The sequence below is a fragment of the Oricola sp. genome, from assembly GCF_022763245.1.
In the GTDB taxonomy this organism is placed as follows: domain Bacteria; phylum Pseudomonadota; class Alphaproteobacteria; order Rhizobiales; family Rhizobiaceae; genus Oricola.
The window spans coordinates 1-13,027 of sequence record NZ_JALEGV010000019.1 but is presented as its reverse complement, the minus strand read 5'-3'; the positions used below and the strand labels follow the sequence as shown (position 1 = coordinate 13,027).

The window sequence follows — 13,027 nt, the reverse complement described above, 5'->3', positions numbered from 1 at the left end:
GACCGTCCATCTCCGCGCCCCATGGCACGGACCCGCATCGCTCGGAGGCTCAGGCCGAATTCGGCCGGGCCGAGATATCGGTCGGCTCGCTCGACAGATCCTTGAACCGCGTCCTGAGCAGGTGATCCAGTTCGCCGATATGTTCCTTCATCAGCTTTGCCGCCAGGTCCCGATCGCGGTCGCGGCAGGCATTCAGTATCTTCTGATGATATTCGACAATCGCCCGGCGGTTCTTCTCCGTATACCGCATGCCGTGCCGTTCGCCGCTCGCGACGATCGACAGAACCGTCCAGAAGGTTTCAAGCACCGCACTTTTCGACGCCTTTGCAATGCAGGCATGGAAAACCCTGTTCTCGCTCGCAAACTCCATCGGGTCGTTTCCGTTCTTCTTCATGCGGTCGATCGAGGCCTGCATTTCGTCGAAATCCTCGGCCGTGCCGAACTCCGCGGCATTGTGGGCAAGCGACGGTTCGATCTCGAGACGGGCCTTGACGATTTCGATGAAGGGCACCTCGTTCAACCGGAGATACAAAGACAGCGCATGAGCCACAAACTCGACATTGGGCCGTCTCACAAGAATGCCTCCGCGGGGACCGGGGCGCATGGCAATGACCCCTTGGCTTTCGAGAATGCGGAGGCTTTCACGCAAAGTCGGGCGGCTCACCCCATATTTCTGGATCAGTTCACTTTCGGTCCCCAGGCTATCGCCCAGACGAAGATCGGAATCGACAATTGTCTTCAGTAAAAGCGATGCAACCTGGTCAGACTTGCTTATGGTACGGGTGACGAGATTTTCAGACACGTTTCGTTATTCTTTCCTATCCGACAAGGCTGCCTCGTCCCCGCGATGGAGTCGGCGGCATTCAAAAAGCACAATCCTGAGCCCGCATCTGAATTTCTATCGGTCTATATCATTTAGTATTTTCGTCACGGTTGCAACGCTTGCGTTGAAATTCGGTGCTATTTGGAGACAGTCAACACCGGAGAAGAATGCGCCGCAGGAGCTCTGTGTCGTAGTGATGCGAGACAACTGAAAGATTGACCACAGCCCGACACGCCACTGCGCCGTGGATACAGAAAGCTGCACCTCAGACCGCATCACAAGGCCATCCAAAGCAAAGACACTCATTTCCAATGTCAGCAAGGCCGTTGCGAACGGGCCGAAATATGCACAAGACGCCGGCATTGATTACGAGACAATCCGAAGGGTTGGAAACGCCCACCGATCATTTCGCTGAAGCTTTAGACGAACCCGAGACGTGAATTGTGGTCGACTCGACTCAGGAGACGCTAATTCAGTAGCGTCAAGCATCATACGGAGTGTAAGCCACCGGTTACGATAACTGAGAATTATCAGGGCCTCAAAAGCGCGTAGCAATCGCCAGCGTTCTGTCGGGTCAGGCCTGTTAATAGCCCGTGTGTTCTGGCTACTGACCAAAGATTGTATTTAATCATTGGTCAGTAGCTGCCTATCGTGCCGTCAACAAACGGCAGGCCAGTTCCCGGTCGCCCCAACGTGTCGAAAAGGTATCGGAGACTTCGAACCAGCTTCCGTCGTTGCCGGCACCGTGGTTAGCGCCCATGCATGAACATTGGCACTCATGACCGAGCGCTTCCTGGCATGCTCTCGCGCAGATCTCCTGCTCGCGGTAGGGCTGAATGATGTAGATCTTGCCATATCTGACCAGCGCTCGATCGACGAGGTCATTGAACCAGGATTTCGGCAACTCCCAGTAAGCTTCTGGGCCGCCGATCCATTCGGGAGCAGTTCGCCGCCCGTTCTGAAGCCAGTGCCGATTGTCGTCGGCGAATGGCAGTCGCACGCGAATGCGCTCGCCTCGCCCCGTACGGCGCAGCACAACAGGTATTTGCTTCTGCTTCCAGACGTAGGAGAGGGTGAGCTGATCCATCATCTGCCTCAGCTTGTCTCAGAACGCAGGACACGGGACTAATTCTAGTGCTCCGGATTGCCAACGCCCGATGGTTCCGTCTGTCCTGCTCCCAATGGACGTATCACCAGAATATCAACGCAGCTCTCACCTCTGTATTCTGGCGCTTTACGTCCTTTTTCTCGCATCAGGTTGCGACCTTGTTCAATTGATGTTCGATCGCTGCTGCGGATGCAAGCACGTCCTCAAATTCAGGCGCTGTTCCGAAGATCATTGCGGTCGTGTTGGCGTAGTCTTCGTTGAGCGCCGCCACCATGCCGTCGACAGGCTCAATGGCGAATGTACCCGGCATGGCCGAGGCGAGGTCCATGTCAGGTCGGTTGAAGAACATCCGCGCATGTCGGACGCAATCTGCACCGAGATCAAAATCTCCGAGGGCAGCCAGGCCCACGTCTGAGTTTAGGAGGCAATGAAGATCGTAATAGTGCCGCGACACGCGTTGACCTTCTTGGCGAAGGACGCCACGCCGCTCATACCAGCGGCGCAAGCCATGCGCGATGACAACCTTGTCCCAGAAGGTCCGTGTTGCCTCGACAGTGGTTATATCAGCTACTGCCAAATCCAATGATGACGCCTCGTCGGCGATGTAGGGGCGGATCGTGACGGGCCGGTTAGGATCAAGCGCTGACTTTGCGCCGGATTCGATTCGAACGGCTGGGCGCACATATGCGCCGTCGCGCGGCTCAACCTCTGGATACCAGACGAGAAGTGTCTGTCCGTCGGGATCGGCCTCGTCGATCTCGATGCGCCCTACACCACCGGTTAGGTCGGCCAGTTGCTCGGCAAGAAGTTCTCGAAGCGGGCCGGTGATATACGCGCGGCACGCGTCCCGGATCGCATCCAGTCTGGCACGGCGTTTCTTGTTCGAGAGGGCTTCGAGTTCTTCGACCGACGCCGGTTCGTGGAGATCATCGCGGAAAACGGTGATGTCGATATCCTCGGAGAACCGTTGAATGAGACCGTAAGCTTTCGACAGCGATGTGCCGCCTTTGAAGAGGAGGCGCGGCGCTCCGGCAGGTCGCTCGTGATAGAGCGCGTTCAGGGTCCAGCACACCCAGAAGTCCTTCTCGATATTACCCACTGGCGCTCCGAGACGGTTAGCGGTTGCCAGGAATAGATCGAGCCGGTCCCGCGCGGGGGTCTCGACGACCTGCTTGTAGGCGGTCGTGCTCATTGCTCGGCCTCGTTGGTATCGACGGGAGTGACAAGGTCGCGCAGGAATTCCTGCATCCAGATCGGCAAGGCTGAAAGGCCGGCGCGAAGGTCGTCACGGATCGCCTTTCCGTGTTTCGGATCGGCGAACAATCGGCGCAGCGTATTTCGTGCCCGGTTTCGCTCATCGTCCTGGGTCAGCATGTCCTGCATCCAATACAGGGCCTGGACAACCCGCATGCCGGGCCGGTCGGCCCAGTAGAGCCGGCTTGGTGCGGCGAACTTGAAATGAATCTCCTGATTGCCGAGTTTGATCGGCTTCAGCCGCGCATCAACCAGCACCTCGACACGCGCCGGTACGGCCGTTGTAAGGCCGAGATCGTTTGCGGCGGTCATGCCGTCGACAACAACTCGCGCCTTGTCGCGACGGGTCACGGCGCGGATCACAGCCCGATAATCCGGTATGGTGGGCTGTCTGGTCAGAGAGTTTTTGCGTGGTCGATCATAGAGGCCGCGATCAATACGGCGAAGCTCACCGGCAGCGGCGAGGCGCTGCAGGGTTTTGTCGATGGCGGCGCGCCCGCCAAGATCGGCGAAATCGGCGGGCGTCCAGACCTCGTCGGGCTGAGACGCAACCCGGGCGAGTAGCCTGGAGCGCAGATCTGTATCTTGAGCTGGAGAGGTCATGTCCGAAATATGCTACATTCTTCGGACATGCGCAAGATTGTCCGAAATATGCTACATTCTTCGGACGCATAGAAGTCAGCGCAACCGTAGGAATAAGTGGTGCAAACTTGGAACAAATAGGGTACACAAACGGGATTAACCCCGTATTGATATGGGAAACAATGCCAGCTAATGTTGGCAAATGCGTTATACTCAAAGCCAGATTCGTGAACTTCTTTCCATTTCTGTAGATGCCTTTCGTACGTGGCGGGATGCCATTCCCGCACTGGCCCTACATAAAGGGCATGCCCCCAGCTTCACGCCGGGAGATGTTGTCGCCATGGCTATTGTCGCCGAACTGGTCAGGAATTTCGGTGTGCGCGTGGGAACGGTCAGCGGCCGTTTCGATCAGCTGTTCAAGGAGTGTCAGGGGCGGTCCTGGCTCTCGCTTGAAAGCTGTGTAGCCTTGATCGAAGCCGACAACTTCCGCCTGGTCGACGCAAACGCGGCCCATCGCCGCTCGCCGGATACTTCCATCATCTGCGTGCCGTGCGCGCCAATCATAGGGCGACTGCGCTCGGCGCTTACGGCGACCGAAATCGATCAAGTGCAAGGATATCTCCAGTTCCCCCCTACTTCCGTGGCCAAGCAGCGGGAACGGCGCGGGAATCGAGCATGACCTCGGCATCCACATTAGGGCCGGAGTGGAAAGACCGCTTGGGGCTCACGCATCGACGCTTGCCTGAACTCTACGAGTCAGCCGAGGCCGTCAGCGACGTGCCGCATGCGTCGGCGATCCGAGCCGCCCTAACAGAAATGGGCGTATCAGCGATCTTCTGCGTCCAGGGCATCCCAACTGTGGCGATCCTGGAAACCGATCAGTATGATCGCGCCACAATAATCGACCTTCACGGCGCGCTGTGGAATCAGGGCCTCGCGAGCCTGTTGCTGGTCATCGCCGAAGACACGCTCAGAGCGTTTTCGCTCGCTCGCACTCCGCTTAGCGATCCAGGCGACGACTTCGAGACCCGCTGCCTTATCGATAGCCTCAGTCTGACGACCGAAGCGCTGCGGTTTCAGAATCTCATCTATGGCGCGGAATCTGGACGCCTCTGGAAGGACTACGGCGAGTATTTCCCCCCAAAAGAACGTATCGATCAGGTTCTCCTCGACAATCTGAAAGCTTCCCATAGTCTCCTGCAAAAGGCCGCGCTCGCTCCAGATGCGGCCCAGGCCCTACTTATACAGGCAATGTTCATCGCCTACCTTGAGGACCGGGAAATAGTAACGCCCGCCTACTTTGCAGCCGTCTCCGAGAAGAGCGTGGAGAATTTTTCGACGCTGCTCGAAACTGGCGACGTCAATCTGTTCCAGTCTTTGTTCCGGACCCTCCACGCGGATTTCAACGGCGATCTGTTCGTCGCACCGTGCTCCTTCGAGGCCACGAGCGAGGCGCCAGAAGTCACGCATACCCATCTGACGATCCTGGCGCGGTTCCGGTCAGGCCGTGAAGAAATGGCGCATTCCGGACAGCAGCGGTTCTGGGGCTATGACTTCCGCTATATCCCTATCGAGCTCGTTAGCGCCGTCTACGATCGGTTCTTGGGTGAACGCGAGGTCGAACGCCGCGCCAACGGCGCCTACTACACTCCCATGTTCCTTGCAGACACGGTCGTTTCCCAAGCATGGGAAATGTTGCCGGATGCGACAAGGACGACAGGAAACTTCCTCGACCCGGCCTGTGGTTCAGGCGTTTTTCTCGTCCGCTCGTTCCAGCGGCTCTGCGAACACTGGCGCGCCAAGCACAAGACGCAATCAATTTCCTGGAAAACGCTGCTGTCCTTACTGAGCCAAATCCATGGCTGGGATTTGAATGGCGCCGCCGTTCGGGTCGCCGTGTTTTCGCTCTACGTCGCCTTACTCGAAGAGGTCTCGCCACGCGACATCCGCAAGCTCATCACTCGGGGGAAACTCCTCCCGGAACTTTGGGGCAAGACTCTCGTCTGCCGCGACTTTTTCGAAGTGTCACCGGACGGCGCCCAATACGAGGTCATCATCGGCAACCCGCCATGGACCAGCCGCCGCGGTCCGGCGCGTTCGTCTGTGCAGTGGAGCAAAAAAGCCGGCCACCCCATGCCCGGTGGCGAGGACGCCTGGGCATTCAGTTGGAAAGCGCTGTCGCATCTTGCCGACGGCGGACTGATCGCGTTCCTGCTACCGGCGATGGGATTTTTGCATAACCACGCCCAAAAGACGGTCGAAGCGCGTGACGCGTTCTTCCGGAAATCCCATGTCCGCCGCGTCATCAACTTCGCCGACCTTCGCTTTCAGCTTTTTGAGAAAGCCCATCGCCCCACAGCTCTGATCATCTACGGCAGCGCGAATGCGGGTAGTTTCCCGTATCGCTTCGACTACTGGGCGCCGAAGGCCGACCTCAACCTGCGCATCAAGCGTGTCATCACGCTGAGCAGCGCGGACAAGGCCTCGCTCGGGGTGGGCGGGGTTCTCGATAACCCGCTCATCTTCAAGCAGCGCCTTTGGATGCGCGAACCGGACGCCAAACTTTTCGGCTACCTCGCACGGCTTCCCAAGCTAGAGGCCTTCGTCAATGATTTTGGCGGCCTAAGCCGTCGCCGCGAAGAGCCGGGCGATCGCTGGGTGATCGGGCAAGGCTATCAGCCCTTCAATGAAGACAGCGATAGCGATGCGCCTCCACTCGAAAGCGCGTATGTCGGCCGACTGCCGGACCTACCCATTGCGGCCTACTCACGCCTAGCCCAGACTGTGGAAGGCTTAATGCCGGCCACATCGTCGACGGTTCGTCGCCGCGGCTTCGAGGCCGGCTTCGATGGCTCGCGGATCCTTATCCCGCGTGGAGTCGAGACGTCGCAGAACCGCCTTCGCGCCGCCTATTGCGATCGGCCGCTGACCTTCCAGCATATCTTCCAGGCGATCGTGGTGCCGGAGGGAGAGAGCGACCGTGCCAAGCTCCTGACCGCGATACTCAATAGTCGGATCGCGGTCTGGTACGCTTTTCACGGCACCGCTTCGTTCGGGTCGGATCGACCCGAAGTCCAGCAGGCCGACCTGCTCCGCTTGCCGTTCCCATCGCCCGACGATCTCCCGGATCAAGCCGCAGCAGCCCAAGCGGCCCTTGAGCTAATCGCGATTGTGGACGACGCACGCGAACGCTCCAACGAGCCGTTCTCGATGCAGGTCGATGACAGCGAGATCCTCCGGACGATCGACCGGCTAGCGTACCAATATTTTTGCCTGTCTCCCGATGAGATAGCGCTAATCGACGACACTGTCGAGGCGATCCTTCCTGCGATTCAGCCCCATGAAGGCCACTTCCCAAAACTCTGGGGCGCGCCTGACGAACCGCAACGCGCTCAATACGCGCGCACATTGTCGGCGAGCCTCGCGGACTGGTTCAAAGGCAAGAAGATCGATGCGCGCCTTGTCGCGCGCGGCGCTGATCTGGCAATCCTGCGTCTGCATCTGGGCGGCCATGAAGACTATGCCGAACATGCAGCCGGCGAACTCAGCGACGTACTCGAGCAGCTTGCGGCTCACATCCACAGGCCCCTCGACGGTAACTTCCAGCTCATGCCGGATCTGCGCGTTTTCGTCGGGGACTGCCTATACCTCATAAAGCCTATGCAGATGCGCTTCTGGCTGCGCTCCACGGCGCTCGCCGATGCCGATGGAATAGCGCTCGACCTCCAGCAAGCTGCCGCCGCGCCCCAGCAGCGGGGCGCGAATTAATGCTGATCGGTGATGTGCAGGCATGGCTCGACAACTTCGTTTCGTTTGACGACCGCTTCCTGGAGAGGATCGCGGCAGCGTGGCCAGAGTGCATGGCGGTTCTTCCGGAACAGCCAGGGGAAAATGACATCACCATTAACCTCGTTGATCGCCTCGCCAAGGACGTTGTGGTGCGTCGGTTATGCCATTGGGTCGAGTATCAGTTCGAGCCGTTCGGCCTAGCGGCTGACGGGTCGAAATACAGCAAGGGCATCATCGACATCGCCGTACTCTTCGACTGGGATCGGGAGCGATACCTGGCCTATGAGTGCAAGCGGCTCAACGTGATCAGCGGCGGAAGCCGCAGTTCCCTGGCCACCGTGTACGTCACCCAGGGCATGATGCGTTTTCTCACCGAGCAGTATGCCGAGCAGCTGCCTGTGGGGTGCATGCTAGGTTACGTGCTCGACGGCGACCTGCCCTTTGCTAATTCACGGATTGCCGACGCCATCGGCGGACATGTCCCTCTCGCGTTAGCTGAGGGACCTACACCACTTGCCGCGATCGAAACGATTGAGCGCTTCCGAACAAGGCACACCCGCCAAACCGGATCACAGATCGAACTTCGCCACGCGCTATTTTCCAAGCCGTCGGGCGCCGCGCCGACCGATTGAGGAAAGCGGCGCGCGTGACTTTTATCGCGCTGTTAAGACTTAAGCACGCCTTGTGTTGATTCATGAAGTATAAGTAGCAAAATCGTAGAATGGCGTGGCTACCGCTCAAGAGAAACTTGGCGCAACAAGTCAGCGAGAAGGGGAAAGCGGAAACATGTTTATTGAGCGGCTCTGTCTGACAAATTTCCGCTGCTTCGGACCTGAAGCGACAAGCGTAGACCTCACTCTCGAACTTACCACGTTTGTCGGCGTCAATGGTGCGGGGAAGACGGCCCTGATGCAAGCCCTGCAGCGGCTCTTCGGCGTGACCGGCGATCAGAGACGCTTACGGCGCCAAGACTTCCATGTCCCTTCCACCGAGCTTGTCGCGCCGCTCCAACGAAGCTTCTTTCTTGAGGCAATTATTGCCTTTCCGGAACTGGATGCCGACGGCGCTGGCGGTGCGGCAATTCCGGAGTTCTTCCACCAAATGGCTGCGGATGAAGCGGGCAAACTGAAATGCCGCCTGCGCCTCGAAGCGACTTGGACCGATGACGGTTCGCTTGATGGCGCGATTGAGCAGAAATACTGGGCGGTTAGAACCTTCGGGACGTTCACCGACGCTGATTGCTCTGAATTGAAAGCGGCTGACCGGGCTCGGATCCAAATGATCTACGTGCCGGCGACGCGGGACGGCGCATCCCAGGTAACAGCCTTTCTGCGCGGCAGGCTGTGGCGCGCCATCAACTGGTCGCAGGGAGTCCGCGACACGTTCACAAACGCCGGCGCCGCCTTGAACGGCGCCTTCGCCGGGGAGCCGGCGGTCGGCGTGATTGCCGCAGCGGTGACGCGGCGGTGGCAGGAAGTCTACACAGCCGGGACTGACACGACGCCGATCTTCCGTCCGCTGGATTTGCGTTTTGAGCATTTCATCCGGAACGTAGAGGTGGCCTTCCGTCCCGATGAGGCCGGCCGGGAGCGAGCCCTCGATGACCTGAGCGACGGCCAGAGATCGCTCTTTCATTTGGCGATGACCGCGGCGACCTTGGACATTGAAGCCGGGATCGTCGCCAATCCTGCTGCAGCCGGTTTCCAGGCTGGCGGCGTACCGTTACCGGCGCTCACGCTCATCGCGATCGAAGAGCCGGAGAACAACCTCGCTCCCTTCTACCTCTCCCGCATCGTCCGGCAGATACAGGACCTGACTAACTCGCCGCAGGCCCAGGCTGTTGTCTCCAGCCATTCCCCGAGCATCCTCGCCCGAGTGGATCCGAGGCAGGTGCGGCACTTCCGGCTCGATCCGCACGATCGAACGGCCCGCATCCGTCCTATCAACCTCCCCGTCGGCGAGGAAGAGGCATCGAAATTCATTCGCGAAGCCGTGCGGACCTATCCCGAACTCTATTTCGCGCGCTTCGTAGTGCTTGGAGAAGGTGCGTCCGAGGAGGTCGTTCTTCCCCGTATCGCCGAGGCGATGGGGCTCGATATCGACCGATCCTTCGTCGCGGTCGTTCCGTTGGGTGGTCGCCATGTGAACCACCTCTGGCGACTGTTGACCGATCTCGACATCCCCTACGCAACGCTGCTGGATCTCGACTGGGGCCGCGCCGGTGGTGGATGGGGGCGTATCAAGACAGCCTGCACGCAACTACTCGCAAACAACGTCACACCACAGGCAATCTTCGGACAGCATCTTAACGCCCAAGAGCCAGTCGCCAATCTGGCGGCTTTCGATGCCCTGCCGATCGAGGACATTGCGAATATCACAAACTGGATGAATTGGCTGCGCCAGTTCAATGTCTTCTTCTGCACGCCCCTCGACCTCGACTACGCGATGCTGAAGGCTCTCCCGCTCGCCTATCAGATCGTCGAACCCGGCCGCCAGGGGCCTTCGCCTGCAGGGGAGCCGCGCACCGCGGTTCTCGGCGACGACGGTCTGCCTCACCTGTACGCTGCCGACCAGGACGGTTTGATGCGCTGGTATCGGTATCTATTCCTGGGGCGCGGCAAGCCCAGCACCCACGTTCGGGTGTTGAGTTCACAAGACCCGGCTGCCCTCGCAGCCGCCGCTCCCGAAGAACTGCGCGCACTCCTGACCTCGATTGTCGCTCGTCTCACCCCGCCGCCTCCCGCGGGTGCCTGACCATGCGCCGTATTCGGCCAGAGGACTGGCGCCCGAGCGGCATTAACGATCTCGAACCGGCGGCGTGGAATGCCCTGCGCCACGCCGGCTCGGCGTGTGTGGTCGCAGGCCCTGGCGCCGGCAAGACCGAGTTTCTGGCCCAACGCGCCGACTATTTGCTTGAGACGGGCCTCTGCCGAGCGCCGCACCGCGTGCTGGCGATTTCGTTCAAAACAGATGCAGCCAACAATCTCGCGTCGCGCGTCCGCCAGCGGTGCCCGCCAGAGTTCGCCAACCGGTTCGTGTCGGTCACCTTCGACGCCTTCACCAAGAGCTTGGTCGATCGCTTTCTCAACGCCATCCCTACCGACTGGCGCCCGACCCGGCCCTACGAAATCTCCTTCCCAAAGCGCAAGGCGACAGAAGGCTTCCTCACGCTCGCCCGGCTCAATGCGCCGCCGGAATGGCAGGCGGAAATCGCCGGCTACAGCGCGAGCGACTTTGAATCCAAGATCGTCGGCAGCTACCGCCTGCCCATGGGACCTATCGCGCCCCAGAACGCCGCCGAGTTCGCCATCGCCCGCTGGTGGGCAACGCAACTACGGCCAGGCCAGCCCTCTGCACTTACCTTCGTCGGCATCAACCGGCTCGCGGAGCTGCTTCTCCGGGCCAATCCCCACATCCGTCGGGCGCTTGTCGCCACCTATCCCTTCGTTTTCGTCGATGAATTCCAAGACACGACCTACGCGCAATACGACTTCCTGCTTTCGGCCTTTTTTGGGGGGCCCACCGTCATCACCGGCGTCGGTGACGACAAGCAGCGGATCATGGTCTTCGCTGGCGCGCGCCAGGACGCCTTTCAGCGTCTGCAGGCCGATTTCGGGGGAGCCCGCTTCCCCCTCCTCTTCAACTTCCGTTCCTCGCCCGACTTGGTCGCTATCCAGCACGTTGTCGCGCGCGCTCTGGATCCGAACACCGTCCCAACGGTCGCTCAGACGGCGCGCCAAGTGGATGGCGACGTGGCTCAGGTCTGGACCAGCCAAACAAAGGCGGCGGAAGCCACCCACCTGGCGCAATGGATCGCTAACGACATGGCCACCCGCGGACGAGTGCCGCGCGACTACGCGCTCCTCGTGAAGCAGAAATCCGACGATTATGAGCACGAACTCGCTGGAGCCTTCGCAGCTCACGGTCTGCGGATCCGCAACGAGAGCCATACCCTCGGCAAAACCTCGCTTCAGGATTTGCTTTCCGATGACTTAAGCCGGCTCGCGATTGCGATCTTCCGCTTGGGCGCGACACGCCGTGCGCCGGCCGCATGGCAGCTGGTCTCGTCTTCTGTCCTGGCGCTGCGCGCTACCGGGCAAGACGACGATGCGCGCGCGGCCAAGGTCGAGGCGGAACTCAGCGCATTTCTCACTGCCTTGCGCAGCGATATGGCGGCCACCGCCCCGTCGCGGCAAAGCGCTATCGATTTCGTCAGACGGGTTTTCGAATATCTCGATCTCGGGGCGATCGCCCGAACCTATGCCGAATATGGCGTTGGCGACTTGCTTCAGATCATCCTTGAAGCCTTTTGCATCCACTTCTTCGCTTCTGCCGATGGCTCGCCGAACTGGACGGCCTGCCTAGATGCGTTCGAGGGGGTCAATCAGATTCCGATGATGACCGTCCATAAGAGCAAGGGGCTCGAATACGACACCATCATCTTTGTTGGCCTCGATGACCGGGCTTGGTGGGCCCACACGCCCGGCGACCCCGAAGGCGTCGCAGCGTTTTTCGTCGCCCTCTCTCGGGCGACACAACGCGCCATCTTCGCATTCTGCCAACAACGCGGAGAGCGAAACAATGTAGCTGAGCTCTATCAGCTTCTGACTGATGCGGGGGTGCCTGAGCTCGCGATATGAGGACACAACTATTGTCACAGAATATCGGAGACACTCGTACCCCCGCAGTTGATGGATTGGACAAAGGTAGTCGCCCGCTTTGGCAGACCCTCAAAAACACGTAGGTCCGTGTCAACAAATGGCCGGTTTCAGATTAAAAGGTAGCCGGTCCGAATGATCGAAAAAGGGGCGCAAAGCAGTCACAGTATCCCCCACGCGCGATAACGTCCCCTCCCAGTAATCTCGCGGACGCCGAGTTCACTGACCAGGTTCAAGGCCCCGCGCGGTGTGATCCTCGCCGCCTTCGCGACCATCTGCGCCGACACGATCGGCCGCGACATCAGCAGATCAACGGCGACCGGAAGGCTACTGGTCGCCCGCCGGCCTGCTGCCTTCCGCTCAAGCTGCCGTTTCGCGAGCGTCAGTCGGTCGATATCCTTCATTCCGGCCGCCGCAGCCGCGCTTATCGCATCGAGATACGCGACAAGCCTCGTTACCCGATCACGGGCCCGACGACGCTCGCGCGGAATTTCACGCAGCCCGACGGCAAATGCCAGCAGGTGAGATCGGACTTTTCCGCGCGATCGCAGGTAATCCGAGACGAGCAGCTTGCCGAGCCAGTGCTGACGCTGCAGGGGTTCGAGATGCTCCCACGCATCCCAGAGAAGCGCCGCGGCCAGCGTGGCCGGAAGTCTTTCGGCCGTCTTCGCCAGATCGAGCCATTCTGCAATCCGTTCACCTTCATCCCAATCCGGTGTCACTTAGCTCTTAAAGATGATAATTTGTTCCCCGCGATTTCAATAGCTTAGCTTTGCACTTAAATCTGAGAATTAGCACGTAAACTGATAATGG

The 13,027-nt window shown here is 59.7% G+C and carries 9 protein-coding genes and 1 pseudogene; 5 read left to right on the top strand and 5 right to left on the bottom strand.

The window, feature by feature from the left end:
- Nucleotides 1-49: 49 nt before the first annotated feature.
- From MRY80_RS10105 to MRY80_RS10090, 4 genes are all read right to left on the bottom strand, one after another.
- Nucleotides 50-802, bottom strand: a complete 753-nt coding sequence (locus tag MRY80_RS10105) for an FCD domain-containing protein (RefSeq protein WP_293290617.1) — start codon at nucleotides 800-802, stop codon at nucleotides 50-52.
- Between the two features lie 667 nt (nucleotides 803-1,469).
- Nucleotides 1,470-1,910, bottom strand: coding sequence for a hypothetical protein (locus MRY80_RS10100; protein ID WP_293290615.1), 441 nt, complete (start codon nucleotides 1,908-1,910; stop codon nucleotides 1,470-1,472).
- A 166-nt stretch (nucleotides 1,911-2,076) separates the two neighbouring features.
- The gene (locus MRY80_RS10095; protein ID WP_293290613.1) at nucleotides 2,077-3,123 is read right to left on the bottom strand and encodes a nucleotidyl transferase AbiEii/AbiGii toxin family protein; all 1,047 of its coding nucleotides are present in this window, start codon (nucleotides 3,121-3,123) and stop codon (nucleotides 2,077-2,079) included.
- Complete coding sequence (locus tag MRY80_RS10090) at nucleotides 3,120-3,788, bottom strand: DUF6088 family protein (RefSeq protein WP_293290611.1); 669 nt, start codon at nucleotides 3,786-3,788, stop codon at nucleotides 3,120-3,122. Before MRY80_RS10090 ends, MRY80_RS10095 begins: the two co-directional genes overlap by 4 nt.
- A gap of 319 nt (nucleotides 3,789-4,107) precedes the next feature.
- Between MRY80_RS10090 and MRY80_RS10085 the strand changes: the two genes are divergently transcribed.
- The 5 genes from MRY80_RS10085 to MRY80_RS10065 all read left to right on the top strand — a co-directional run bounded on the left by MRY80_RS10085 (nucleotide 4,108) and on the right by MRY80_RS10065 (nucleotide 12,196).
- Nucleotides 4,108-4,446, top strand: a complete 339-nt coding sequence (locus tag MRY80_RS10085) for a hypothetical protein (RefSeq protein ID WP_293290609.1) — start codon at nucleotides 4,108-4,110, stop codon at nucleotides 4,444-4,446.
- Nucleotides 4,443-7,535, top strand: coding sequence for an N-6 DNA methylase (locus tag MRY80_RS10080; RefSeq protein WP_293290607.1), 3,093 nt, complete (start codon nucleotides 4,443-4,445; stop codon nucleotides 7,533-7,535). Before MRY80_RS10085 ends, MRY80_RS10080 begins: the two co-directional genes overlap by 4 nt.
- A complete protein-coding gene (locus tag MRY80_RS10075; protein WP_293290605.1) occupies nucleotides 7,535-8,188 on the top strand; it encodes a hypothetical protein in 654 nt (217 codons plus the stop codon). The genes MRY80_RS10080 and MRY80_RS10075 overlap by 1 nt, the downstream gene beginning before the upstream one ends.
- Nucleotides 8,189-8,342: 154 nt before the next feature.
- Nucleotides 8,343-10,310 carry an AAA family ATPase gene (locus MRY80_RS10070; RefSeq protein WP_293290603.1) on the top strand — a complete coding sequence of 656 codons (1,968 nt, stop codon included), beginning with the start codon at nucleotides 8,343-8,345 and terminating at the stop codon, nucleotides 10,308-10,310.
- A 2-nt stretch (nucleotides 10,311-10,312) separates the two neighbouring features.
- The gene (locus MRY80_RS10065; protein ID WP_293290601.1) at nucleotides 10,313-12,196 is read left to right on the top strand and encodes an ATP-dependent helicase; all 1,884 of its coding nucleotides are present in this window, start codon (nucleotides 10,313-10,315) and stop codon (nucleotides 12,194-12,196) included.
- 179 nt (nucleotides 12,197-12,375) lie between these two features.
- Here MRY80_RS10065 and MRY80_RS10060 read toward each other — a convergent pair.
- Nucleotides 12,376-12,927 (bottom strand): annotated as a pseudogene (locus tag MRY80_RS10060) (RHE_PE00001 family protein); the annotation flags it as partial.
- Between the last annotated feature and the right edge of the window lie 100 nt (nucleotides 12,928-13,027).